Below are 24,218 nucleotides of genomic sequence, written 5' to 3'. Positions count from 1 at the left end.
CCGCCGACGGCCGCGATAGCTTCCCCACCATGCTGATTCGTCCCGCCTCCGACGCCGATGACGACGCCCTCTGGTCTCTCCTTGAGCCGGTTTTCCGCGCTGGCGACACTTACGCCATCGACCCCGGGATTAGCCGTGAGGCGGCGATTCGGTACTGGACCGGGGCGCCGCGCCGCGTCTTTCTGGCCATGGAGCCAGGCGCGCCGCCCGTCGGCACCTACTATATCCAGCCCAACCAGGGCGGGGGTGGCGCGCATGTCTGCAATTGCGGCTACGTCACCGGACCCGCGGCCCGTGGCAAGGGCGTCGCGCGCGCGATGCTCGCGCATTCGCTCGATGTCGCGAGGAACGCCGGCTTCGCCGCAATGCAGTTCAATTTCGTGGTGGAGACCAACACCCGCGCCATTGCGACATGGCGCGCCGCCGGCTTCGATGTGGTCGGGCGCCTTCCCGGCGCATTCCGTCATCCGGAGGCTGGCGAGGTGGACGCGCTGGTCATGTATATGCGGCTATGAGGTCTTCAGCACCCTCCGCGCAAGACCGAGCGCGCCAACCGTGGAGACCCCGCTGAGAAGCGCGCCCCAGAGCAGGTCAACACACGCCATCGCCCGGGTCCACGCCGCCAGAGTCGCGAGGTTGGTGAATTCATAGGCCCCGTAGGCGACGGCGCCAAAACCGGCTGCGGTGATGAATGCTCCCATGAGCGAATCGCCCCGTTGCAGCGCCGGCGCAGAAACGAACCAGACCAGCCCGGCCACATAGGACAGGTAGAATAGCAGTGCGGGGATCGCCCGCACCTCGTCAAGAAAGAGCGGCGCGGCGTCGCGCATGAAGACCTGCTTCACGATCATATTAAGTCCGACCAGATCGGCGCAGACGAATATCGCCGCCGTGGCGGCGTAGAGAAAGGCGAGGCCCGCAGCGGACACGCAAGGCCTTCCCGGCGCGCGGCCTACTCCACCACCCCTTCGGCATCACCGGCGGCCCTTTTTTTCGCCGGTTTCTTCGCTGGCTTCTTCTTTGCGGGCTTTTTTGCAGCTTTCTTCGGCGCGGCCCTCTTCTTCGGCGTCTTTCCGGCCTTAGCAGCGATCAGCTCCAACGCGGCCTCCAGCGACAGCGTCGCCGGGTCCGCCTCTTTCGGGAGTGTAGCGTTAACCTTCTCCCATTTCACGTACGGCCCGTAGCGGCCCTCCATCAGGTTGATCTTGCCGCCCGAGGGATGTTCGCCGAGTTCACGAAGCGGAGTCGCAGCCGTCCGCCCACGACCTGGATTGGCGCGTTTCACCGCGATCAACTCCACCGCCCGGTTCATGCCGATGGTGAATACATCATCCGGATCCTTCAAGTTCGCATAGGTCTTGCCGTGACGGACATAGGGTCCGAACCGGCCGATCGCCGCCTCGATCGGCTCGCCATCCTCGGGATGCTTACCAACGAGACGCGGCAGCGAGAGAAGTTCGAGCGCCCGCGCCAGCGTCATCTCCTGCGGCGCCGCTCCCTTTGGCAGCGACGCGCGTTTCGGCTTTTCCTTCGACCCTGGGTCCTGTTCGCCAAGCTGGACATAGGGGCCGAAACGCCCGGATTTCAGCCAGACGTCGACGCCGTATTCGTCCTGTCCCAGCACACGATCCTCGGCCGCCTCCTCGCCGCCGAGCGAACGGGTGTAGCGGCAGTCAGGATAGTTCGAGCAGCCGATAAACGCGCCGCCGGAGCGCGCGGTCTTCAGCGAAAGTCGCCCCATGCCGCAGGCCTTGCAGAGGCGCGGATCGCTCCCGTCGCCCGGATCAGGGAAGATATGCGGAGCGAGCACATCGTTGATCGTCTCCAGGACATCGGTGATCCTGAGTTCCGATGTCGCCTCCAGATCAGCGGAGAAATTCTTCCAGAACCGCTCCAGAACCGCTTTCCACTCGGCCCGCCCGCCGGAAACATCGTCTAGGTCCGCTTCCAGCGAGGCGGTGAAGTCGTAATTCACGATGCGCTTGAAATAGTTTTCAAGGAACGCGATGACGAGCCGTCCCTTGTCTTCGGGGATCAACCGGCCCTTTTCCTTCCGCACATATTCGCGGTCCTGGATCACCGTGATGATCGAGGCGTAGGTCGAGGGGCGCCCAATGCCAAGCTCCTCCATTCGCTTGACCAGCGTCGCCTCGGTATACTGCGGCGGCGGTTGAGTGAAATGCTGGAGCGGGATCACAGCCTTCTGGTCCGCGCCCTCGCCGGCGAGGATCTCAGGCAACAGCCCCTCCTCCTCGTCCACTACATCGTCGCGGCCTTCTTCATAAACACGGAGAAAACCGTCGAACTTGACCACCTGCCCCGTCGCGCGCAGTCCGACACCGCCATCCGCCCCGGCGACCTCGACCACCGTGCGCTCGAGCCGCGCCGACTCCATCTGGCTCGCGAGGGTGCGCTTCCAGATCAATTCGTAGAGCCGAGCCTGATCCGGCTCCAGCCCTTTCAGGTTATCCGGCGCCGCGGTCATCACCGTGGGACGGATGCACTCATGCGCTTCCTGCGCGTTCTTCGCCTTGTTCTTGTAGACGCGCGGGTTTTTGGGAACGTAGGACTCGCCGTAACGCGCCGCGATCGCCTCGCGCGCAGCCTTGACCGCTTCAGGCGCCATGTCGATGCCATCGGTTCGCATATAGGTGATATGCCCGGCCTCATAGAGCCGCTGGGCCGCGCGCATCGTCGCCTGCGCGCCAAGGCCGATCTTGCGCGAGGCCTCCTGCTGCAGCGTCGAGGTCATGAAGGGCGGCGAGGGATTACGGCTCGCCGGTTTCGCCTCGACGCTGGCGATCTTCAACGCCCGCGCCTTGATCGCCGCCACCGCGGCCTTCGCCGCCGTCTCGTCCCCGAGATCGAACCGATCCAGCTTCTTTCCGTCTAGCTCGGTCAGCCGCGCCTCGAACGGGTCGCCACGCGGGGTCTCCAACTCAACCTTCACGGTCCAGTACTCGCGGGCGCGGAACGCCTCGATCTCCATTTCGCGTTCGACAATCAGTCGAAGCGCGACCGACTGGACCCGGCCGGCGGACTTGGCGCCTGGGAGCTTGCGCCATAGCACCGGCGAAAGCCGGAAGCCGACGAGATAATCGAGTGCGCGGCGGGCGAGATAGGCTTCGACCAGCTCCATATCGATACCGCGCGGCTGACGCATCGCGTCGGTCACCGCCGATTTGGTGATCGCGTTGAAAACCACCCGCTGCACCGGCGCGTCGCCCTTCAGCGCCCGGCGCTTCTTCAGCGCTTCCAGCAGATGCCACGAGATCGCCTCGCCCTCCCGGTCAGGGTCGGTGGCGAGAATGAGTTTCGGGTCGGCTTTCAGCGCATCCGCGATGGCGCGCACATGCGGCGCCGCCTTACTGTCGACCTGCCAGATCATCTCGAATCCGTTATCGGGATCGACCGACCCGTCCTTCGACGGCAGATCGCGGATATGCCCATAGGACGCGAGGACATTGTAGTCGGGCCCGAGATATTTGTTGATGGTCTTGGCTTTGGCGGGCGACTCGACAACGACGACAGGCATGAGGGCTCCGCAATTTCTCCGCTACAAGGCCGCGGAACATGGGCGCGGGTCCGGCGCATGTCAACGCGCCCCTCTGCTCAACCTCCGGCGGAAAGCGCAATCAATCCGCCGGGGCGCTGCTCGATCAGCCCCTCCAGCTCCAGTTCAAGCAACGCGGTGGAAAGCGCGGCCGAAGAGACGGCGAGATCGCGCGCCAGCGCGTCGACCTCGATCGCCGCCGGGCCGATCAACGCCAGCGCGCGTTCCGCCAGATCCGGGCTCGCCTCGGTGTTCGCTGGTTCCGGCGGATTGAGATCATAGGGCTCCGTGACCTCCCTGAGGTTGAGCGCGCGCGGCGCCTCCAGCGCCTCGATCACGTCATCCGCAGAGCGGATCAGCGCGGCGCCCTGTCGGATCAGCGTGTTGCACCCTTCGGCGCGCGGGTCGAGCGGAGCGCCCGGAACCGCCATCACCTCGCGCCCCTGCTCCAGCGCCATCCGCGCGGTGATGAGAGAGCCGGAGCGCGCCGCCGCCTCGATCAACACCACACCGGCAGAAAGACCGGAGACGATACGGTTTCGCCGCGGGAAATGCCGCGCAAGCGGTCGCATCCCCATCGGCGCCTCGGAAAGGAACAATCCACCCTCAAGGATCTTCGCGGCGAGCGCCGCGTTTTCCTCGGGGTAGATCACCTCCACCCCGCCGGCCATCGCGGCGATCGTTCCATTCGAAAGCGCCGCCCCATGCGCCGCAGCGTCTATCCCGCGTGCGAAACCCGATGCGACGACCATCCCCGCGGCGCCGAGATCGCCCGCGATAAGCCGAGCCATTCGCAAGCCGAGAGAGGAAGCGTTGCGCGCACCGATCACCGCCACGGCCGGCCGATGCGCGAGTTGGATATCGCCAAGCGCCCAGAGAAATGGCGGCGGGTCCGGGATATCGGCCAAACGCGGCGGATACTCCGGCGTGCCGAGCCTGAGCATGCGCGCGCCGGCCGCCACCGCGCGCTCCATCTCTTCCTCCCCCTGTCGCGCGGAGCAGAGTTGATAGGCGTTGGCTCCGGTCCGCGTCACGATCCCGGGAAGCGCGTCGAGCGCCCTCGCCGCGGTCCCGTAGCGCGCGATCAGGCGCCGGAACGTCATCGAGCCGACATTCCGGCTGCGAGCGAGACAAAGCCACGCCAGGCGCTCAGTTGCGGGGGCGTCGTCGGCTGTGGGTTCGGGCGGTTTCAACATGCACCTCAGAGCGGCGCAACTCCGTTAATTTTTGTTTAACGCCGGCCGATCTTCGGCTCCTCGCCGTGGATCAGGCGGACGATATTGCCGCCATGCTTAGCCCAGATGAGGACGATCAGAATCACCACCACCCAGATCGCCCCGCGCTGGCCGACGTGCCAGAGCCAGATCGGCGCCGAAAGCGTCATCAACAGCGCCGCAAGCGAGGAGAAGCGGAAAAGCGCGGCGACGCCAAGCCAGGTGAGACAGCAGAGAAGACCGGCGAGCGGCGAGAGCCCGAGCGTGACGCCGAGGAACGTCGCCACCCCCTTGCCGCCGCGAAAGCCGAGCCAAATCGGGAAGAGATGCCCGAGGACGGCGCCGAGCGCGGCGAGTTGCGCCGGCAGGTCGCCCCAGAGAAAGAAGACCAGCGCCACCGGCGCCCAGCCCTTCGCCATGTCGAGCGCGAGCGTCGCCGCCGCCGCCCGGCGGTCGCCGGTTCGCAGGACATTCGTCGCGCCGATATTGCCGGAACCGATGGCGCGCAGATCACCGAGGCCGAAAAGCCGCGCCACGATCACCCCGAACGGGATCGAGCCGGCGATATAACCGATCGCGAACGCCCCCAGCAGCCATGGCCAGGCCCGCTCCCACCCCATCACCACCGGCAGCAGCGTCGCGAGGCTTTCATACCACGCCATGGGTGAACACCTCCCTGCCCCCGACAAAGGTGCGAAGCGCGCGACCGGTCATCAACCTCCTGTCGAAAGGCGTATTCTTCGATTTCGAGCGCAGCGCGAATCGGTCGAGCACATAGGGCGCGTCCGGGTCGAAAAGCACGAGATCCGCCGGCGCCCCGGCGGCCAGCCGTCCGGCGGGAAGACCCAGCAATCGCGCCGGCGCCAGCGAAAGCCGCTCGAAAAGCGCCGGCAGGCCGATCGCCCCGTCATGCCACAGCTTCAGCGCGCCCGGCAGCAGCGTTTCGAGCCCAACCGCGCCGGCGGCGGCGATCTCGAATGGCTGACGCTTCGATTCCTCGTCCTGCGGGCGGTGCGATGAGCAGAGGACGTCGATCAGCCCCTCCGCCACAGCCTCGGCGACGGCGGCGCGGTCCTCCTCCTCGCGCAGGGGCGGGTCGAGCTTGAAGAAGGTCGGATAATCCGCGAGATCATGCTCGTTCAGGGTGAAATGATGGTGACTGGTCGCGGCGCTAACCGGAAGGCCCTTGTCCTTCGCCCGGCGGAGCGCCTCCAGCGCCCCGCGGGTTGTGACAAGATCGGCGTGGTAGCGCGCGCCGGTGATCTCGACCAGCGCCATGTCGCGCTCCAGCATGATCCGTTCGGCGAAGGGGTGCGCGCCGGGAAGACCGAGCATCGAGGCGTAGAGACTCTCGGTGACCGACCCTTCCGCGGTCATCGCCGGATCCTGCGGATGGTGGACGATGAGCGCGCCCATGGCGTGGGCGTAGTCTAGACAGTTACGGAACACCGTCGGGTCCGCCACCGGTTGGTTGGCGTCGGTGAAGGCGAGCGCGCCTGCGTCAAGCAGGAAGCCGTATTCCGCCATCTCCCGCCCCTTCATGCCCCGCGTCAGGGCCGCCATCGGCGCAACATGCACGAGGCTCGCCCGCTCCGCCCGGCGCATGGCGAATTCGAGGACGGCGGGGTCGTCGACCGGCGGGTCGGTATCCGGCTGGACGGCGATGGTGGTGACGCCGCCCGCCGCCGCCGCCGCGCCGGCGGTGCGGTAGCTTTCCTTGTGGCGCGCGCCCGGCTCGCCGACGAAGACGCGCATGTCCACAATCCCCGGGGCGAGCGGCATGCCCCCGCAATCCATCACCTCCGCGCCCTCCGGCGCCGCCGGCGTCGCGCCCTTCGCGACATCCGCTATCAACCCATCCTCGATACGGAGCGCGCCCGGCCCGTCATAGCCGCTTTCGGGGTCGATCAACCGGGCGTTGGCGAGAATCAGCGCCATCGCTCAGGCCGCCATGTTCGGAATATTGCGCGCCAGAAGGTCCATCACCGCCATCCTGACGGCGACGCCCATCTCGACCTGCTCCTGGATCACCGAGCGTTTCGGGTCGTCGGCGACGTTCGGGTCAATCTCCACGCCGCGGTTCATCGGGCCGGGATGCATCACGATGGCGTCTGGCCGCGCATGGCTCAGCTTTTCCTCATCGAGTCCGAACCGATGGAAATATTCGCGGTTCGAGGGGATGAAGGCGCCCTGCATCCGCTCCTGCTGAAGGCGCAACATCATCACCACGTCGACCCCTTCGAGCCCTTTTCGCATGTCGTGAAAAACCTCGACGCCCATACGCCCCACCCCTGTCGGCAGCAGCGTCGGCGGCGCGATCACCCGGACGCGGTTCTCCATCCGGTTCAGAAGCGTGATGTTGGAGCGCGCTACGCGGCTGTGATTGATGTCGCCGCAGATCGCGACCGTCAGCCGATGCAGCCGCCCCTTGTGGCGGCGGATCGTCAGGGCGTCGAGGAGGGCCTGCGTGGGGTGCTCGTGCCGTCCGTCGCCGGCGTTGATCACCGAGCAGTTCACCTTTTTCGCCAGCAGCGCCACCGCGCCGGAATGCTGATGGCGCACGACTAGAAGATCGGGATGCATCGCGTTTAGCGTCACCGCCGTATCGATCAGCGTTTCGCCCTTCTTGATCGACGAGGAGGCGAGCGACATGTTCATCACGTCCGCGCCGAGGCGTTTGCCGGCCAACTCGAAACTCGCCTGGGTTCGGGTCGAATTCTCGAAGAAAATGTTGATCTGCGTCAGCCCTTTCAGCACCGCCCGCTTCTTGTCGCGCTGACGGGAAAGGGCGACGTAGTCCTCGGCGAGGTCGAGAATGGTCTCGATATCTGCCCGGCCGAGCGCCTCGATGCCGAGAAGGTGGCGATGTGCGAACAAGTCGGCCTCCGGTCGCGTCGCGCCGGTTATAGGCGCCGGCGCGCCCGGTCACAAGCGCCCGGCGTCGGGATCAGGGGCGGACGATGCGGCGCTCACGCAGCCAAACGTAGATCCCGCTCGCGACGATGATCGCCGCGCCAAGGATCGTCATCCGGTCCGGCGGCTGATGAAAGACAAGCCAGCTCGAAAGCGACATCACGACAATCTGCGTGTAATTGAGCGGCGCCAGCACCGAGGCTCCCGCATAGCGGTGCGCCAGGGTGAAGAGCTGATGCCCGAGCCAGCCGAAAAACCCGATCATCATGAAGGCGAACCAACCCCACCCTTCAGATGGCCAGCGCCAGTCGTCGAAGGCGAAGGGAATGAGCGCCAGCACCGGGATGACGGCTGCGTAGAACTGCATCGTATCCGGGCTCTCCGTCCCGGCGAGGCGTCGAGTCGCCAGCGTGTAGATCGCGCTGGCGGTCGGCGGCACCAGGGCGACGAACATCGCCGGGTGGAAGGCCGCGCCCCAGGGCCGGGTGACCACCAGAACCCCGAAAAGACCGATCACGATCGCGGCCCAGCGGCGCGGTCCAACCATTTCGCCAAGGAAAAGCGCGGCGAGCGCGGTGATCACCAGCGGCGAGATGAAGAAGATAGAGTTGGTGACCGTTAGCGGCAGATACTGCAGGGCGGTAAAATTGGCGAAGGTCGCGCAGAGCAGCATCACGCCCCGGATCAACACCAGACCCGGGGCCCGCATGCGGAAAAGCGCGCGCCCCTCTGTCGGGGCGAAGAGCGCGACCACCATGAGCAAATGGCCAAGATAGCGGATGAACACCACCTCGACGACCGGCAACCCCGATTCGACCAACCATTTCGCCGCTGTATCGATGCCGGTGAAGCAGAGATACGCCGAGAGGATGATCGCGATGGCGAAACTCGGCCGGTCTTCGCGCGCGCGTATCATCTCCCCGGCGCCCCGGATCGTTCGTGCCTGGCGACCAGCCGGCTCACCGTCTGATGTCGTCCTCTATGAACCAACGGATGTTGTCCTCGAAGCTCTTGTCCTGGTGGAAGCCCAGACGGAGCGCCTTTTCGGGCTTCAGGTGCGCGCGCCATCCATCGCAGATCTTCTGGACGAACGGGTCCGGGTTCCAGGTGATCAGCCCGGCGGCGTTGGAGCCGGCGACGTTCGTCATCGCCTCCACCATCTCGCGCACCGTGTTGGTGAGACCGGGAAGCGCAAGACAGCGATTCTCGCCCCACGCCTCGGCCGGCGGTTCGGCTGCGTGCACGAGGTTGGCGACGACGGTGCGCGGGGCCGAGAACCAGATCGGGTAATCCTCAGAGACCGGACAGTTCGCGCTTTCACCCTGCAGCGGCTCGCGGAAGATCGAGGACATGAACGAGGACGCGGCGGCATTCGGTTTGCCCGGTCGCACCGTCACCGTGGGCAAACGAAGGCCGCGCCCGTCGATGAAGCCCTTGCGGCTGTAGTCCGTCAGCATCATCTCCGTCGCCGCCTTCTGGGCGCCATAGGAAGTCTGCGGATTGAGAATGGTGAAATCGTCGATGACGTCGGGGATCTCGCCGCCGTAGACCGCGACCGAAGAGGTGAACACCACGATCGGCTGGTTGCCGGCGTGACGCGCCGCCTCCAGGATGTTCAACGTGCCGTGAAGGTTGACCCGCAAACCAATATCGAACTCCGCTTCGGCCTGACCCGAAACGACCGCGGCGAGATGAAAGACGGCGTCCGGCTTGGCCGCGAAAGCCGCGTCCACCGAGGCCCGATCCCCGATGTCGAGCGCGACGCCTTCGACTTCGAAATCCGCTTTGACCGGCTCGGGCGCGAAAAGGTCAGCCTGTGTCATGTGGGTGATTTCGCGGCCGCGAATCTCCCCTTTCTTCGCCAGCGCCTTCGCCAGCTTCACGCCAAGAAATCCGCCGCCACCGGTGATCAGAACACGCATGTGATTTCCTTCCCATCTGCTTGTTCACGTTTCGCGGGCCATAAGCGCCCTAAATCCGGCGGGTGGCAACCTCTCTCCACCGTCAGCGGCCGGCGGGCTAATGTTGCGCTGCAGCAATTCTTCCCATAAGGTTGCGCCCGCCGCGAAGCGACGGCGCGGAAATCAGGAAATTACCAGTGACTAGACCCGACCTTGCGGCGTTCGCGCGGCGCATCGACCTTTCGCCGCCGGATCTGCCGCTCGACGGCCCGCGGCTTCGCATCGAGATTCTCGCTGGCCTCACCGTCGCCCTCGCGCTCGTGCCGGAAGCGGTGGCCTTCGCATTCGTCGCCGGCGTTCATCCGTTGGTTGGTCTTTACGCCGCTTTCCTGGTCGGGCTGATCACCGCCGTATTCGGAGGGCGGCCGGGCATGATCTCCGGGGCGACCGGCGCACTCGCGGTGGTGATGGTCTCGCTCGTCGCAACGCATGGCGTCGAATACCTTTTCGCCACGGTCGTGCTGATGGGGGTGCTGCAGATCGCCGCCGGGGTCTTCCGACTCGGCAAGTTTATCCGGCTGGTGCCGCACCCGGTGATGCTCGGCTTCGTCAACGGCCTCGCCATCGTCATCTTGCTGGCGCAAGTCGGGCAGTTCAAGATCGCCGGCCCGGACGGCGCGATGACCTGGATGACCGGCGCCACGCTCACGATGACGCTTGGCCTCGTCGCGCTCACGATGGCGGTGATCTGGATTCTGCCCCGTTTCACGACGATTGTCCCGGCGCCGCTCGCCGGCATCCTTGTCGTCGCGGCGCTGGTGATCGGCCTCGATCTCGATTCGCCCCGCGTCGGTGACCTCGCCTCGATCCAGGGCGGCTTCCCGGCGTTCCACATTCCAATGGCTCCGCTGAACCTGGAGACACTGGAGATCATACTTCCCTACGCCGTCATTCTCGCCGCCATTGGCCTGATCGAAAGCCTTCTGACACTTAACCTCGTTGGCGAGATGACCGGCGGGCGCGGCGGCGCCTCGAAAGAATGCGTCGCGCAGGGCGCGGCCAACGTCATCACCGGATTCTTCGGAGGCATGGGCGGCTGCGCGATGATCGGCCAGTCGATGATCAACGTGAAGTCAGGTGGACGGACCCGGCTCGCGGGGATTGCCGCTGCGCTTTTCCTCCTCGCCTTCATCCTTTTCGCCTCCGGTCTGATCGAGCAGATCCCGCTCGCCGCGCTGATCGGCGTGATGTTTATGGTCGTGATCGGCACTTTCGCCTGGCGGAGCCTGACGATCATGCGGCGGGTTCCGCGCGCCGACGCCTTCGTCACCATACTGGTTACAATCGTCACCGTCGTCTCCGACCTTGCGGTCGCGGTGATCGTCGGCGTCATCGTCTCGGCGCTGGTCTACGCATGGCAGAACGCCGTCCGCATTCACGCCGTCCGACACGACACGCCCGAGGGCGCACGGGTCTACGCCATCCAGGGGCCGCTGTTCTTCGGTTCGGCAGCTGGTTTCGCCGAGCTATTCAAGCCGGAGACCGACCCCGCAGTGGTGATTGTCGATTTCATGAACAGTCGCGTCGCCGATCAGAGCGCGCTGCAGGCGATCGAGGCGGTCGCGGCGAAATACGAGGCGGAGGGGAAGACGCTACAGCTCCGCCATCTCAGCCATGAATGCCATCGGCTGCTACATCGCGCCGGGCAGCTGGTGGTGGCGGCTGACGACGACCCCGAATACGGCGTCGCCGTCGATTACAACGTGAGAACCGGAGTTCACGCCGGCGGTCACTAGCGGCCGGACGGATCAGTAGGTCGCGCGGCCGCCGGAAATGTCGAAGACGCCGCCTGTCGTGAAGCTGTTCTCCTCCGAGGCCAGCCAAGCGACAAGCGCCGCGATCTCATCGACCTTGACGAAGCGCGCGCGCGGGATCTTCGAGAGCATGTAATTGATATGCTCCTCTGTCATCTGGTCGAAGATCGCCGTCTTCGCGGCCGCCGGGGTGATGCAGTTCACCGCGACATCACGATCCGCAAGTTCCTTGCCAAGCGATTTCGTCAGCGCGATCACGCCGGCTTTCGAGGCGGAGTAGGCGGAAGCGTTCGGATTCCCCTCCTTGCCGGCGATCGAGGCGACGTTGACGATGCGGCCATAACCCGCCTTAGCCATGATCGGGCTCACCGCCTTGCAGCAGTAGAAGACGCCATTGAGGTTGACATCCAGCACCCGTCGCCATTCCTCGACCGGGTAGTCGGCGACGGTGGTGTTCATGCCCGCGACGCCGGCGTTGCAGACGAGGATGTCGATCCCACCCATTTCGGCGTTCGAACGCGCGGCGGCGGACTGCACCGCCTCCCAGTCCGTCAGTTCGGGCGTGACGAAGTTCGCGCCGGTCTCGGCGCACATCGCCTCGGCCGTTTCGCGATCCACATCCCAGATCGTGACGGTCGCGCCGGAAGCGATGAAGCGTTCGGCGATGGCGCGGCCGATGCCCTGCGCGCCGCCGGTGATGATGGCCTTGCGGCCCTTGAGATCGTATGCGTTCACAGCGACCATCCTCCATCGATCAGATGCGATTGCCCGGTGACGAAGGTGCTTTCGTCAGAGGCGAGATAAACGGCGAGCCGGGCGATCTCCTCCGGCCCGGCGAGCCGGCCCATCGGCTGGCGGGCGACGAAATCCTTCATCGCCTGCTCGTAGTCACCGGTCGCGCGCAGCCGATCATGCAGCGAGGGCGTGTCGACCGTGCCGGGGCAGATGATGTTGACGCGGATTCCCTGCGTGATGTGATCGCGCGCGACAGCGGCCGAAAGCCCCTCGATCGCCGCCTTGGTGGCCCCGTAGATCGCGCGGTTCGGCGCCGCGACATGGACGCCGGCGGCCGAGCCGATATTGACGATGGAGCCGCCGCCGCGCTCGATCATCCCCGGCAGGGCCGCCTTCATCACCCGGAACTGCGAGCGGACGTTGAGGTTAAAGCCGAACTCCCATTCCTCCTCCGTCGCGTCGAGGATGGTGCCGGCATGGACGAAGCCGGCGGCGTTCAGGATCACGTCCGGTCGCGCCTTCGCGACTCCCGTCCTGATCGAATCCGGATCGAGCGCATCGAGCACAAAGGTCTCGCCGCCCTTGAAGTCGCTCAGAAGCTCCGCCTTCACATCGGTCGCGAACACCTCCGCGCCTTCGGCCGCGAAAGCTTCGGCGCAGGCGCGCCCGATTCCCTGCCCCGCCGCCGTCACCAGCGCGCGTTTGCCTTTTAGTCTCATCCGGTCTCTCCTCCTGAGTTTCCGCCTGTCTATCCGCCGGCTCGCCGGGCGGAAAGTGGCGCTCATGCCATTCCGTCGCTTTTGCGGCCGTCAGTCCAGCGGCGTGTCCTGGCTGAAAATGTTCGCCCACCCCGCGCCGCGCCGGCGCCAGAGCGAGCTTACATACATTCCCCGCTCCGTCTCCGGCTCGTCCGGTCGGTGAAATCCCGCGAGATAGATCAGAAGGGCGGCGTCATCGCCGAGCGGGATCATCTTCGGCTCGCGGATTTCGAAAGCGGCGACGGTCGGCCCCGCCGCAAGCTGCGCCGCGTGGCCCTCGCGCCCTTCGACGCCGCTCGGATAGACGCCAATGAAATCCGCCGCGAGAAGCCGGGCGTCCGCCGCCGCGTCGCCTGCCCTCAGCGCCTCCCAGACCTTCCTTTCTAGGTCGAGAAGCGTCGCAAGCGTCGGGGCCGCCATCGCCCGCGCCCGCTCAGGCCGCCTTCTTCGCCTTCGCCGCCTCGATCCATTCCCAGACCCGGACCGGGGTCATCGGCATGTCGACATGGTTGACGCCGAGCGTCGCCAGCGCGTCCAGCCCGGCGTTCGTCACCGCAGCCAACGCGCCTACCGTCCCGGCCTCACCGCAGCCTTTCATGCCGATGGCGTTGGCGGTGGAGGGCGTGCCCTCATGCGTGAAGGTGATCGCAGAGAGGTCGTTCGCCCGCGGCATGGCGTAATCCATGAAGCTGACCATCAGGGGCTGGCCGTCCTCGTCATAGGCGACGCGCTCCATGATCGCCTGGCCGATGCCCTGCGCGACGCCGCCGTGAACCTGCCCCTCGGCCAGCATCGGGTTCATCAGGATACCGAAATCGTCCGTGACTGTGTAGCGCACGACCCTCATCGAACCGACCTCGGGGTCGACCTCGACCTCTGCAATGTGGCAGCCATTCGGGAAGGAACGGCCGGGAACAGTGTTTTCACCCTGATGATTCAGCAGTTCCGCCTTGCCTTCCTTCCTCGCCTTATCGGCCAGCGCCATCACCTCCACCGTCTTGTCCGTGCCCGAGACGCGGAACACGCCATCCTCGAAGACGATGTCGGCCGCCGCGGCCTCCAGTTCATCTTCGGCCAGCGGGCGGAACGCCTCAATCATCGTGTCGGCGACGGCGTTGATCGCGCTTCCCTGCATGGTGACAGAGCGGGACCCCCCGGTTCCGCCGCCCTTGGCGATGCGATCGGTGTCGCCCTCGATGATCCTGATCTTCTCAAAGGGGATGCCGGAGCGGCTATGGAGGAACTGCGCGAACACCGTCTCGTGCCCCTGCCCGGTGGACTTGGTGCCGACATAGAGATTTACGCCGCCATCCTCGGCGAACTCGATGTGCGCACTTTCATTCTGGTCGCCAAGGATGCTCTCGACATAATAGCAAAGCCCGATGCCGAGCGCTTTCCCGTTCGCCTCCGCCGCCTTCCGGCGCGCCGCGAAGCCCTCATAGTCCGCCTCCTTCAGCGCGCGGTCCATCACCCGATCGAAATCGCCGACATCGTAGAGTTCGCCGGACGCGGAGGTGTAGGGAAACTCGCGAACGAAGTTCTTCCGGCGCAGCTCCGCCGGATCGACTCCGATCTCGCGCGCCGCGTGGTCCATCAATCGCTCCAGCGCGTAGATCTGCTCCGGCCGACCGGCGCCGCGATAGGCGTCAACCGGAGTGGTGTTCGAGAAGACACCCCTGCAGGCGAAATACACCGTCTGGACGTCATAGGCCCCGGTCAGCACCTTCAGCGCCAGCTCCGAGGGGATGAACTGCGCGAAGGTGGAGCAATAGGCCCCCATCCCGGCGACGGCGTCGAAGCGCATCGCCGTCAGCTTCAGATCCTTGTCGAACGCCGCCTCGCAGGTTGTGTAATGGTCGCGCCCCATCACATCCGTCAGCGCGCCCTCGGAACGCTCCGCGATCCAGCGGACAGTGCGGCCGGTTTCCTTCGCGGCCAGCGCGACAGCCGGATATTCTGGATAGATGAAGGTCTTGGTGCCGAAACCGCCGCCGATATCGGGGTGGCTGACATGCACATTCGCCTTGTCGAGGCTGAAAATCTCCGCCAACTCGTCGCGTACGCCCCAGGGCCCCTGCCCGCCATAGCTGACGCGCAGATCCGTTCCGTCCCATGAGGCCATGCAGCCCCGTGTCTCCATCGAATGCGCGATCACCTTGTTGTCGACAATGTCGATCGAGACCTTGTGCGCCGCCTCGGCGAAGGCCGCTTGCACCGCGTCGTCGTCGCCCTTGGCCCAGTCGAAAGCGATGTTGCCCGGCGCCTCCGGGTGCAGGGTTTCGGCCCCCTCCGCCAGCGCCCGATCGGTGTCCACGACGACCGGCAACTCATTATACTCGACGTCGATCAGCTCCAGCGCGTCGCGCGCCTCCGCCTCTGTTTCAGCCGCCACCATCGCCACCGCCTCGCCGACATGGCGCACGCGGCCGGAGGCGAGGCAGGGCCGCCGCCCGGCCGCGCCATTGGAGCCGTCGCGGTTCTGCACCACGGCGAAATTCAGCGAGTTCCTGATCTTCTCGTCAAGATCGGCGCCGGTCCAGACTCCGATCACGCCAGGCGCAGCCTTCGCCGCCTCCGTGTCGATCGAGACGATCTCCGCGTGGGCCACCGGGCTTCGCAGAAAGACCGCGGTCGCCGCGTCCGTCGCTTTGATGTCGTCGAGATAGCGCCCCGCGCCAGTTAGAAATCGGGTGTCCTCCTTGCGGCGGACGGGCTGGCTGATGCCGAACTTGCTCATTGCGGGCTCCATTTCGGATCGGATGACGTAAAGAAACTCGGCGCAGACGATACCCGTATGAGCGTCCACCGCCAGCCCCCGTCTCGGATTTTTTGGGTTCGGCATATCGCGCGCATGTTGGATGACGTCATGTCATGCGGCGCGGCGCAGTGAACGCCCCCGCAATCAATTTCGCGCCTGAAATCAACTGCAAGCCGCGCTGAAACACGCGCCGATCCGTTCAGGCGGCGGCGCCGCGCAATCAGGTCTTGCGATCAGTCGCCCGAGGCGCGCCGTCGAGTTTCGTGGATCTGGAGCCGGCTGTAGGCGACCTGCAGCAGGGGCGTCTCCAGACCGTGTCGTCGGGCGCGCGCAATCATGTCGCCGATGATATGATCCGCTTCCGTCGCGTGGCCGGATTCCATGTCCCGCATCATGGACGCGGTGAAATTTGAGCCGCGCTCAAGCAGCTTGTCGCGATAATCCTGCGTGGGCTTCGGCGCCGGCGTCCAGCCCTCCGCCGATGCGGTCCTGTTGCATTCTTCAAACAGCCCCGTGATCAGCGTTTCGCCGTGATCCGTAGCCAGGATCTCACCGATCGGCGCCCGCATCAGGCAGGTCGAAGCCGCCAGCGTGGCGAGGAAACACCATTTCTCCCACATCGCGCGTTCGACGTTGTCGCTGACGGCGGCGTCGATCCCCGCCCGCTTCAACGCCGCCACCAAACTTTCGAGAGTCGCCTGTCCATCGGACCGTCCCGCGCGCACGCCCGCTCCGATGGTCTGAAAGGCGAGCATCTGGCGAACCACGCCGTCCTCCGTAAGCGACGCAGCAACGCCAGCGATACCCCCCCAGACGATGGCGTCCGGAAATCTGGCCTCGATCTGCTTCAGATGGCCGAAGCCATTGAGCAACGGCAGAATGGCGACGCCTTCCCGAACAAACGGCGCGATCGCTTCAAGCGCACCGGTGAGACCATAAGCCTTGCACGAGAGGATAATGACGTCGAACTCCGCTTTCGGCGCGTCGGCCGTGATGACCTTCACCGGAATGGTCGCATCGCCATTGGGGCTCTCGATTCGCAAACCACCCCGGAGTTGCGCCGCCCGTCCTTCGCGGACGAGAAACGTGACGTCTGCCCCGGCCTGGACCAACCTTCCGCCGAAATAGCCACCAACCCCGCCAGCCCCGAGCATCAGAATCTTCATCATTCTCTTCCCGTTTGTATGCGTCTCGTCATCTGCGTCTGCCGTTCACGCGGAGCATGATGCGGATCCGCTGGCGCGGCCCCGATGTTGGGCGAGCGTCATCGCGGCTCGCCGAAACGATCCGCGACGAGAGCGTCGAGCGCCTCCATCAGCGCCTCGGCCTCCTCTCCGCTGGTGGTGAGCTCGATGACGGAACCCTGCGCTGCGGCCAGCATCATCAGCCCCATGATCGAATCGCCCGACACCACGAGCCCGTCCCGCTCGACCCGCGCCGCGGCGTTGAAACGCTCCACGGTCTCGACAAAGCGCGCGGAGGCGCGAGCATGAAGCCCTTTCTCATTGCGGATCAGAAGTCTGCGCGTCGTCACGCCCAGACTCAGACCGCTTTGGCCTGAAGCATCCGGCCGGCGGCGTCGATATACTTTCGCCCAGCCTCGATCGCGGCGTCGACCGCCTCGTCGAGCGGGCGCGCGCGGACCTTGGCGATCTTGACTAGCATCGGAAGGTTCGCGCCGTAGATCACTTCAACCCCGGCGGCGCCCATGCAGCCGATGGCCAGGTTGCAGGGCGTGCCGCCGAACATGTCGGTCACCACGACGACCCCGTCGCCTCGGTTGACGCCGGCGACGGCCGCGTCGATCTCCGCCTGCTTTGCGGCAAGATCGTCCTCCGGTCCGGTGGAGACGGCGACGGCGTCATCCAGCGGTCCGACGACATGCTCGGTCGCCGCCAGAAGCTCCCTTGCGAGGCCGCCATGGGCCACGATCACCATTCCGATCATGTGTTCATCCGTTCTCGGCCGACTCCCCTACATTCGTTAACAGCTTGGGCCGCGGCGGCGCCGGGCGCAAGTGCGACGGAACGGCCGCCTCCGGATCCTCCGGCCCGCCAGCCCGGAGCGTCACCAGGAGCGCCGCGGGGTGGAGCGGAGAAGGGCGATGAAGGAGAGGCAGGCCTCGCCAGTGGCGAATGGGCGGCAGACGTTCAGTCTCCACCCGCGCCAGGTCGATCACAAGCCCGACCGGCGCGGCGGCCGCGGCGGGAAGGCGGAGAAGTCCGATCCCGCGCGCCTCGATCAGCGCCTCGGTCGCGCCGGGCGTCGGATGCGCCGCGACCAGAACCCCGTCGACCCGTGAGAGCGCGACAAGATCGTCCGCAATCAGCCCCGCTCCGAGGGCGATCAGATCAAGCGCAAGCGCCGATTTTCCCGCGCCCGAATCCCCGCGAATCAATAGCGCCTCGCCATTGGCGACCACCGCGCTGGCATGGACGGTCTCGCTCACAGCGGCAGCTCGAAGATGAAGCGCGCGCCGGTCGGCGGCGCTTTCGGCTGATCGTAAGGGCGGATGTTTTCAGCCCAGATCGAACCGCCATGCGCCTCGACGATCTGTCGCGATATCGAGAGGCCAAGGCCCGAATGGTCGCCAAACGCCTCGTGATCGGGCCGCTCCGAATAGAAGCGCTCGAAAATCGTCGCGACATTGGCGTCGGGCACGCCCGGTCCCTCGTCCTCGACCACGACCCGCACCCCGGCGGCGCGCGGCTCGGCGGAGATGCGAACGACGCCGCGCGCCGGCGTGAACGAGAGCGCGTTGCCGACAAGGTTCTGGAGGACCTGCCCGATGCGCCCCTGCAAACCCTTCACCGGCAGCGACTCCGCGCCGCCTTCGGCGACCTCGACGCGCGCATCGCGCTCCGCCGCCGCGGCCGCGTTCATCTCGGCGATGGCGCGGATCAACTCGACGATGTCGAAGCTCTCCATTTCCTCGCGAGTCAGTTCCGCATCGAGCCGGGAGGCGTTGGAGATGTCGGTCACCAGCCGATCGAGCCGGCCGACATCGTTCTGGATCACCGCGAGAAGCCGCGCCTGCATCTCCGGCGTCTTTGCGATCCGCAGCGTCTCCACCGCCGAGCGAAGCGAAGTCAGCGGATTCTTGATCTCGTGCGCAACGTCGGCGGCGAAGCTCTCGATCGCGTCGATCCTGTCATAGAGCGCCTCGGTCATCCGTCGAAGCGCGGATGAAAGATAGCCGATCTCATCCGTCCGCGCGGTCAGGTCGGGAAAGCGGATGCGTTGCGGGTTGATTGGCCGCGCCTCCTGCGCGCCGCCGGCCTCCGCCGCCTCCGCAAGCCGGCGGATCGGCTTGGCGATGGTGTTCGCCAGCAGCACCGAAAGCGCCAGAGAGATCGCCAACGCGAAGAGAAAGACCTGGAGAATGGCCATGCGTTCGGCCCGCACGATATCGTCGATGTCGCCGCCCTCAGTCGACAGCATCAGAACGCCGAGCACCGCCTTGAAACGCTGTATCGGCACGGTGACGGAGACGATCAGCTCACCCTCCGAGTTGATCCGCTCCCAGCGCGCGACGCCGCCCCTGAGCGCAGTGAATACCTCCGGCTCTTGCGCGAGGCCCGAAAGCGGGGTCTCGCGATAGACCGGGGGAGAGCCGGTGAAAAACCGGAGTACTTGCTGATACCAGCGCTCGACGACCGAAAGCGGGCTTTCGTCTCGCCGCTCCCCCGGCGGCGGCAGCGGCTGCGTTTCGATCTCGCCGGCTCCGCGCAGAAGGCTTCGCGTATCGCCGGTGAGGCGCCCCCCGCGGTCATAGATCTGCGCCCTGACCCCGGTCGGCTCCACCAGCCGCTTCAGAACCAGGTTGGCGCGCACCGGGTCGAAACGCGTTCCCGAAGGGCCGATCCCCGCCGCCTCGGCGACAGCGACGGCGATGATCCGGCCCTGCGTCTCCAGGCTCTGCGTGCGCTGGTCGATCAAACCGGAGCGGAACTGGTTCAGATAGAGGACGCCCGCGACCAGAAGCCCGAGACCGATCAGATTGAAGGCGACGATGCGCCGGGCAAGCGAATTCGTGGGGGAAATTCCACCCCTGCGCATCCGGTTGCGGATTCGCCGGAGCCGGGCCCGCGCGTTCTGCCGGCTTCGACGCTGATCTTCAGTGACGAGGCCGAGCCAGTCCCGAATCGCGAAATGAATCGCGCCGAAGCCGAGTGCGGACCGACGCGCGCGCCGTCTCGCCGTTCCGCGCTTGGCGCTTCGGTCCATCGCGGGTCGATCAGACCTCCTTGTAGCGATAGCCAACGCCATAAAGGGTCTCTATCGAGGAGAACTCGTCGTCAACCACGCGAAACTTCTTGCGCACCCGCTTTATGTGGCTGTCGATGGTGCGGTCGTCGACATAGACCTGATCGTCGTAGGCGGCGTCCATCAGTTGGTCCCGGCTCTTCACGAAACCAGGCCGCTGCGCGAGCGCATGCAGGATCAGAAACTCCGTCACGGTCAGCACGACCGGCTTGCCGCCCCAGGTGCAGGCGTGGCGGAGCGGGTCCATCACCAGCCGGCCGCGGGTCAGCACCTTGTCGGCCTCGTTCCGCTCGGCCCCGTCATCCTGAGCTTCGCGCCGGCGCAGAACGGCGCGAATGCGCTCGATTAGAAGACGCTGCGAGAAGGGTTTCCTGACATAATCATCCGCCCCCATCCGCAGGCCGAGAACCTCGTCGATCTCCTCATCCTTCGAGGTCAGGAAGATCACCGGCATGTCGGATGTCTGCCGCAGGCGGCGGAGAAGCTCCATTCCGTCCATGCGAGGCATCTTGATGTCGAGCACCGCCATGTCCGGCGGCGCCTGCCCGATCGCGGCGAGAGCGGTCGCGCCGTCCGTGTAGGTCCGGACTTCGTAGCCTTCGTTCTCCAGCGCCATCTGCACCGAAGTGAGGATGTTTCGGTCGTCGTCGACCAGCGCGATCGTCGGCATATCGGGCGCTCCCCTTCCCCTTCTGTCAGAGTTACTTACAAGTCGCCGTCGCAGGCCGCAATGCGAAGACGCTTAGAAGTCGACCGTCCGAGTGTGCTGATCCGGGGCTTCGCATGGCGCGACGGCGTGATATAGCCCCCACACCTTCGGGTAGGTTTCGCGAATCACCGGGCGGATTGACTCAAGGGACGAATTGGCGGATCGGGAACGCGATCCGCGCCGCAAGCGTCCTGCAACCCGGTCCAGCGCCGCTCGCGCGTTGCGATTCGCGCAGATGCAGATCAGCATGGCGCCACGCGGCCGTCCGTGCGCACAATGGAGAGTCCCTTGACCGAGACTGGCCGATCCACCGCCCCATCAGCCCGCACCGGAGTCTACAACCCCGAGATTCCGCTCGAAACCCTGGGCGCCGACGGTTTCGCCGCGGTGCATTACAACATTCTCGAACCCGGTCTGGTCGAGTCCGCGATCCGGCGCGGCGAGGGCGAGCTTGGCCGCGGCGGCGCTTTTCTGGCGACGACAGGTAAGCACACCGGCCGCTCGCCGAAGGACAAGTTCGTTGTCGACGAGCCGTCGGTGAAGGAAAGCATCTGGTGGGAGAACAATCCCCCACTCGAAGCCGACGCCTTCGAGCGACTGAAAGCAGACATGTTCGCGCACATGAAGGACCGCGAGTATTTCGTGCAGGATCTCTTCGGCGGCGCCGATCCCGCCCACCGTCTCAACGTACGTCTGGTGACCGAACTCGCGTGGCATGCGCTCTTCATCCGCCATCTTCTTCGCCGTCCCGCACAGGCCGAGCTTCAGAGCTTCGTTCCCGGCTTCACGGTGGTGAACTGCCCGAGTTTCCAGGCCGATCCGGAGCGCCATGGCTGCCGGACGGAAACCGTGATCGCGACCAGTTTCGAACAGAAGCTGATCCTGATCGGCGGCACGTCCTACGCCGGCGAAAACAAGAAATCTGTGTTCTCGGTGCTGAACTACCTGCTACCGGAAAAGGGCGCGATGCCGATGCATTGCTCGGCCAATCACGCGCATGGCGATCCTGCTGACACGGCGATCTTCTTTGGCCTCTCAGGCACCGGCAAGACCACGCTTTCGGCCGATCCGGAGCGGGTTCTGATCGGTGACGACGAACATGGCTGGTCGGATGACGGAACCTTCAATTTCGAGGGCGGCTGCTACGCCAAGACGATCTCGCTCAGCGCCGAAGCCGAACCGGAAATATACGCCACCACCTCGATGTTCGGGACGGTGATCGAGAACATGGTCTACGATCCCTATACGAAAGAGCTGGATTTCGAGGATGACAGCCTGACACCGAACATGCGCTGCGCTTATCCGCTCGAATATATCGCCAACGCGTCCGAGACCGGTCGCGGCGGCGTGCCGAGGAACGTCGTGATGCTGACCTGCGACGCATTCGGCGTGCTGCCGCCGATCGCCCGGCTGACGCCGGCGCAGGCGATGTATCATTTTCTCTCCGGTTTCACTTCCAAGGTCGCCGGCACCGAGAAAGGCGTGACCGATCCGGAACCCACCTTCTCCACCTGTTTCGGTGCGCCCTTCATGCCGCGCCGGCCGGAAGTCTACGGCGCGCTCCTGCGCGAAAAGATCGCCGCCAACGGTTCGACCTGCTGGCTGGTCAACACCGGCTGGACCGGCGGCGCGCATGGAACCGGCTCGCGCATGCCGATCCGCGCCACGCGAACGCTGCTGTCCGCCGCCCTCGACGGTTCGCTCAACAAGGCCGAATTCCGCATCGACCCACATTTCGGTTTCGAAGTGCCGGTCGCGGTGCCCGGCGTCCCGGACCTGATCCTCGACCCGCGACGGACCTGGCATGCGCCCGAGGAATACGACGCACAGGCGAAGAAGCTCGTAAACATGTTCATAAAGAACTTCAGACAGTACGAAGCGCATGTCGGTGGCGACGTGAAGGCGGCGGCGCCGAAGGCCGCATGATGTGACGCGCCATGTCGGACTTCGCGGGCGCTACTCGGCCCGGATCTCCATCCCAGAACTGGCGGAAGCCGACTGCGCGTCGCGAGAAGCGATGCGCCCGGCATGAAGCCCCGCGCGCCCTTCGCCGTCGCCGCCGGCCATCGCCTGACGGCGGAGGCGGCGTCGGAAGTTCTTCGCGCCGACGGCAACGCCGTCGATGCGGTGATCGCCGGCGCGCTGACCGCCTGCGTTGCGGAGCCGGCGCTCGCGTCGCTGCTTGGCGGCGGCTTTCTGATGGTTCGCGAGCCTGCCGGCCGCGTCGGGCTTCTCGATTTCTTCGTGCAGACGCCGCGCCGGAAAACCCGGCCAGGCGAGATGGATCTTCGCGCCGTCGAGGCTGATTTCGGCGATGCGCGCCAGGTTTTTCATATCGGGTCCGCGTCGATCGCGACGCCCGGCGTGGCCCGAGGGCTCTGGTCCGCGCATGAGCGGCTCGGCCTGACGCCGTTCGCGGAACTCGCGGAGTTCGCCGTCCAACTGGCGAAGACGGGCGCACTGCTAACGGATTTTCAGGCCGAAGTTTTCCGAATCATCGCGCCCATCGTCTCCGCGGGCCCCGCCGCGCGCGCGCTCTTCTGCGATGGCGAAACCCCGCTGAAATCGGGCGCGCGCTATCGCAACCCCGAGCTCGCCGACGTGATCGAGACCTTCGCCCGTGAGGGCGACCGCTTCTTTCAGGAGGGTGAGATCGCCCAGGCCCTCCTTTCGCTCGACGGCGGCCATCTCTCCGCGCTCGACTTGCGCCGCTATCAGGCGATCTGGCGCGAACCGATGGTGGAACGGCGCGAACCGGCGCGCCTGTTCCTGAACCCGCCGCCGGCGCTCGGCGGCGCGCTCATCGCTTTCGCGCTTCGCCTGATCCGACGCGGCGCTGCGCCGGTGGAGGTTGCGCTCTCACTCGACGAGACCGCGCGCGCGCGAATGGAGTCCGGGCTCGACGCCGAACCATCGGATGGCGCGCTGCGGCTTCTCGCCCCCGACCTCATCGAGCGTTACCGGCGCGAACTCGCCGGGCGGCGCGCCGCCCTTACGGGAACGACCCATATCTCTGCGATCGACAGGCGCGGCATGGGCGCCGCGCTCACCCTCTCCAACGGCGCCGGCTCCGGAATGATCGCGCCCGGCACCGGCATCATGCCGAACAACATGCTGGGTGAAGAGGATCTCGTCGGCGCCAAACTGACCGAGTGGCCCTGCGATCAGCGCCTGTCCTCCATGATGGCGCCGATGACTCTCGAGTTGCCGGACGGCTCTTTCGTCATGCTCGGCTCAGGCGGCTCGAACCGGATCAGAAGCGCGCTGGCGCAGGTTTCGGCTCATATCCTCGACCGCGACATGCGGCTCGAAGCCGCCATCTCCATGCCCCGGCTCCATGTGGAGAAGTGGCCGGAGGCGGATTTCGAGGACCGCCTGGGGGGGGATGAGCGCCGCGCGCTCATCGCCGCCTTTCCCGAAGCGCGTGGCTGGAACGGCTCTTCCATGTTCTTTGGCGGCGTCCACGCCGCGGCGCGGGATGCGAAAGGCGCCGTGGAGGCGGCGGGCGACGAGCGTCGGGACGGCGCCGCCATCACCGGCTAGGCGGCGCGTAACAAAATAATCCGGCCGCCGCCTTGTGAGACAGTTAATTTCGCG

The 24,218-nt window shown here is 65.8% G+C and carries 22 protein-coding genes; 4 read left to right on the top strand and 18 right to left on the bottom strand.

Features of this window, described 5'->3' with window-relative positions:
* Nucleotides 1-29: 29 nt before the first annotated feature.
* Nucleotides 30-515 carry a GNAT family N-acetyltransferase gene (locus tag G5B40_RS02185; RefSeq protein ID WP_165094460.1) on the top strand — a complete coding sequence of 162 codons (486 nt, stop codon included), beginning with the start codon at nucleotides 30-32 and terminating at the stop codon, nucleotides 513-515.
* On the opposite strand, the gene G5B40_RS02180 is transcribed toward G5B40_RS02185, so the two are convergent.
* From G5B40_RS02180 to denD, 8 genes are all read right to left on the bottom strand, one after another.
* Complete coding sequence (locus tag G5B40_RS02180; protein ID WP_165094458.1) at nucleotides 510-929, bottom strand: DUF2177 family protein; 420 nt, start codon at nucleotides 927-929, stop codon at nucleotides 510-512. The two genes, G5B40_RS02185 and G5B40_RS02180, sit on opposite strands and share 6 nt — an antisense overlap.
* Before the next feature lie 23 nt (nucleotides 930-952).
* Nucleotides 953-3,535 (bottom strand): type I DNA topoisomerase, encoded by a 2,583-nt coding sequence (gene topA, locus G5B40_RS02175; protein WP_165094456.1) that lies wholly within the window; start codon nucleotides 3,533-3,535, stop codon nucleotides 953-955.
* A gap of 77 nt (nucleotides 3,536-3,612) precedes the next feature.
* Complete coding sequence (dprA, locus tag G5B40_RS02170; protein ID WP_246209681.1) at nucleotides 3,613-4,656, bottom strand: DNA-processing protein DprA; 1,044 nt, start codon at nucleotides 4,654-4,656, stop codon at nucleotides 3,613-3,615.
* A 128-nt stretch (nucleotides 4,657-4,784) separates the two neighbouring features.
* Nucleotides 4,785-5,387 carry a glycerol-3-phosphate 1-O-acyltransferase PlsY gene (gene plsY, locus G5B40_RS02165; RefSeq protein WP_165103150.1) on the bottom strand — a complete coding sequence of 201 codons (603 nt, stop codon included), beginning with the start codon at nucleotides 5,385-5,387 and terminating at the stop codon, nucleotides 4,785-4,787.
* Nucleotides 5,388-5,415: 28 nt separating this feature from the next.
* Nucleotides 5,416-6,705, bottom strand: a complete 1,290-nt coding sequence (gene pyrC / locus G5B40_RS02160; protein ID WP_165094452.1) for a dihydroorotase — start codon at nucleotides 6,703-6,705, stop codon at nucleotides 5,416-5,418.
* A 3-nt stretch (nucleotides 6,706-6,708) separates the two neighbouring features.
* On the bottom strand, nucleotides 6,709-7,644 hold the full coding sequence (locus G5B40_RS02155) for an aspartate carbamoyltransferase catalytic subunit (protein WP_165094450.1): 936 nt from the start codon (nucleotides 7,642-7,644) through the stop codon (nucleotides 6,709-6,711).
* Nucleotides 7,645-7,714: 70 nt separating this feature from the next.
* Nucleotides 7,715-8,596 (bottom strand): DMT family transporter, encoded by an 882-nt coding sequence (locus tag G5B40_RS02150; RefSeq protein WP_165094448.1) that lies wholly within the window; start codon nucleotides 8,594-8,596, stop codon nucleotides 7,715-7,717.
* A 43-nt stretch (nucleotides 8,597-8,639) separates the two neighbouring features.
* Nucleotides 8,640-9,602, bottom strand: coding sequence for a D-erythronate dehydrogenase (gene denD, locus G5B40_RS02145; protein ID WP_165094446.1), 963 nt, complete (start codon nucleotides 9,600-9,602; stop codon nucleotides 8,640-8,642).
* A 176-nt stretch (nucleotides 9,603-9,778) separates the two neighbouring features.
* Here denD and G5B40_RS02140 point away from each other — a divergent pair, with 176 nt between their 5' ends.
* Nucleotides 9,779-11,377: a SulP family inorganic anion transporter gene (locus tag G5B40_RS02140; RefSeq protein ID WP_165094444.1), complete on the top strand. Its 1,599-nt coding sequence runs from the start codon at nucleotides 9,779-9,781 to the stop codon at nucleotides 11,375-11,377.
* 12 nt (nucleotides 11,378-11,389) lie between these two features.
* On the opposite strand, the gene G5B40_RS02135 is transcribed toward G5B40_RS02140, so the two are convergent.
* The 10 genes from G5B40_RS02135 to G5B40_RS02090 form a co-directional block, all read right to left on the bottom strand.
* The gene (locus G5B40_RS02135) at nucleotides 11,390-12,130 is read right to left on the bottom strand and encodes an SDR family NAD(P)-dependent oxidoreductase (protein WP_165094442.1); all 741 of its coding nucleotides are present in this window, start codon (nucleotides 12,128-12,130) and stop codon (nucleotides 11,390-11,392) included.
* Entirely contained in the window at nucleotides 12,127-12,849 is a 723-nt protein-coding gene (locus tag G5B40_RS02130) for an SDR family oxidoreductase (protein ID WP_165094440.1), read from the bottom strand. Before G5B40_RS02130 ends, G5B40_RS02135 begins: the two co-directional genes overlap by 4 nt.
* Nucleotides 12,850-12,939: 90 nt before the next feature.
* Entirely contained in the window at nucleotides 12,940-13,308 is a 369-nt protein-coding gene (locus G5B40_RS02125; protein WP_165094438.1) for a DUF4440 domain-containing protein, read from the bottom strand.
* A gap of 13 nt (nucleotides 13,309-13,321) precedes the next feature.
* The gene (locus G5B40_RS02120; protein ID WP_165094435.1) at nucleotides 13,322-15,625 is read right to left on the bottom strand and encodes a xanthine dehydrogenase family protein molybdopterin-binding subunit; all 2,304 of its coding nucleotides are present in this window, start codon (nucleotides 15,623-15,625) and stop codon (nucleotides 13,322-13,324) included.
* A 254-nt stretch (nucleotides 15,626-15,879) separates the two neighbouring features.
* On the bottom strand, nucleotides 15,880-16,815 hold the full coding sequence (locus G5B40_RS02115) for a ketopantoate reductase family protein (protein ID WP_211907392.1): 936 nt from the start codon (nucleotides 16,813-16,815) through the stop codon (nucleotides 15,880-15,882).
* 95 nt (nucleotides 16,816-16,910) lie between these two features.
* Entirely contained in the window at nucleotides 16,911-17,180 is a 270-nt protein-coding gene (locus tag G5B40_RS02110; protein ID WP_165094433.1) for an HPr family phosphocarrier protein, read from the bottom strand.
* 8 nt (nucleotides 17,181-17,188) lie between these two features.
* Nucleotides 17,189-17,593, bottom strand: a complete 405-nt coding sequence (locus G5B40_RS02105; protein WP_165094431.1) for a PTS sugar transporter subunit IIA — start codon at nucleotides 17,591-17,593, stop codon at nucleotides 17,189-17,191.
* Nucleotides 17,594-17,597: 4 nt separating this feature from the next.
* Nucleotides 17,598-18,095, bottom strand: coding sequence for an HPr kinase/phosphorylase (locus G5B40_RS02100; RefSeq protein ID WP_165094429.1), 498 nt, complete (start codon nucleotides 18,093-18,095; stop codon nucleotides 17,598-17,600).
* Nucleotides 18,092-19,873 (bottom strand): sensor histidine kinase, encoded by a 1,782-nt coding sequence (locus G5B40_RS02095; protein WP_165094427.1) that lies wholly within the window; start codon nucleotides 19,871-19,873, stop codon nucleotides 18,092-18,094. Before G5B40_RS02095 ends, G5B40_RS02100 begins: the two co-directional genes overlap by 4 nt.
* A 10-nt stretch (nucleotides 19,874-19,883) precedes the next feature.
* Complete coding sequence (locus tag G5B40_RS02090) at nucleotides 19,884-20,582, bottom strand: response regulator transcription factor (RefSeq protein ID WP_165094425.1); 699 nt, start codon at nucleotides 20,580-20,582, stop codon at nucleotides 19,884-19,886.
* Between the two features lie 327 nt (nucleotides 20,583-20,909).
* On the opposite strand from G5B40_RS02090, the gene G5B40_RS02085 reads away from it, so the two are divergent.
* A complete protein-coding gene (locus G5B40_RS02085; protein WP_425500074.1) occupies nucleotides 20,910-22,547 on the top strand; it encodes a phosphoenolpyruvate carboxykinase in 1,638 nt (545 codons plus the stop codon).
* Between the two features lie 102 nt (nucleotides 22,548-22,649).
* Nucleotides 22,650-24,164 (top strand): gamma-glutamyltransferase, encoded by a 1,515-nt coding sequence (locus G5B40_RS02080; RefSeq protein WP_165094421.1) that lies wholly within the window; start codon nucleotides 22,650-22,652, stop codon nucleotides 24,162-24,164.
* The last annotated feature ends 54 nt before the right edge of the window (nucleotides 24,165-24,218 follow it).

Origin of the sequence: Pikeienuella piscinae (assembly GCF_011044155.1) — a bacterium.
In the GTDB taxonomy this organism is placed as follows: Bacteria; Pseudomonadota; Alphaproteobacteria; order Rhodobacterales; family Rhodobacteraceae; genus Pikeienuella; species Pikeienuella piscinae.
Note: the sequence above shows the minus strand (reverse complement) of the source record. Positions and strands in the feature narration are given on the sequence as shown.

Bases quoted from the DNA above. Each gene is read 5' to 3' on its own strand.
- G5B40_RS02130 (WP_165094440.1), bottom strand. From the start codon at position 12,849: ATGAGACTAAAAGGCAAACGCGCGCTGGTGACGGCGGCGGGGCAGGGA.
- G5B40_RS02115 (WP_211907392.1), bottom strand. From the start codon at position 16,815: ATGATGAAGATTCTGATGCTCGGGGCTGGCGGGGTTGGTGGCTATTTC.
- G5B40_RS02090 (WP_165094425.1), bottom strand. From the start codon at position 20,582: ATGCCGACGATCGCGCTGGTCGACGACGACCGAAACATCCTCACTTCG.
- denD (WP_165094446.1), bottom strand. From the start codon at position 9,602: ATGCGTGTTCTGATCACCGGTGGCGGCGGATTTCTTGGCGTGAAGCTG.
- G5B40_RS02125 (WP_165094438.1), bottom strand. From the start codon at position 13,308: ATGGCGGCCCCGACGCTTGCGACGCTTCTCGACCTAGAAAGGAAGGTC.
- G5B40_RS02095 (WP_165094427.1), bottom strand. From the start codon at position 19,873: ATGGACCGAAGCGCCAAGCGCGGAACGGCGAGACGGCGCGCGCGTCGG.
- pyrC (WP_165094452.1), bottom strand. From the start codon at position 6,705: ATGGCGCTGATTCTCGCCAACGCCCGGTTGATCGACCCCGAAAGCGGC.
- G5B40_RS02185 (WP_165094460.1), top strand. From the start codon at position 30: ATGCTGATTCGTCCCGCCTCCGACGCCGATGACGACGCCCTCTGGTCT.
- G5B40_RS02080 (WP_165094421.1), top strand. From the start codon at position 22,650: ATGAAGCCCCGCGCGCCCTTCGCCGTCGCCGCCGGCCATCGCCTGACG.
- G5B40_RS02120 (WP_165094435.1), bottom strand. From the start codon at position 15,625: ATGAGCAAGTTCGGCATCAGCCAGCCCGTCCGCCGCAAGGAGGACACC.
- dprA (WP_246209681.1), bottom strand. From the start codon at position 4,656: ATGACGTTCCGGCGCCTGATCGCGCGCTACGGGACCGCGGCGAGGGCG.
- G5B40_RS02150 (WP_165094448.1), bottom strand. From the start codon at position 8,596: ATGATACGCGCGCGCGAAGACCGGCCGAGTTTCGCCATCGCGATCATC.
- G5B40_RS02105 (WP_165094431.1), bottom strand. From the start codon at position 17,593: ATGATCGGAATGGTGATCGTGGCCCATGGCGGCCTCGCAAGGGAGCTT.
- topA (WP_165094456.1), bottom strand. From the start codon at position 3,535: ATGCCTGTCGTCGTTGTCGAGTCGCCCGCCAAAGCCAAGACCATCAAC.
- plsY (WP_165103150.1), bottom strand. From the start codon at position 5,387: ATGGGGTGGGAGCGGGCCTGGCCATGGCTGCTGGGGGCGTTCGCGATC.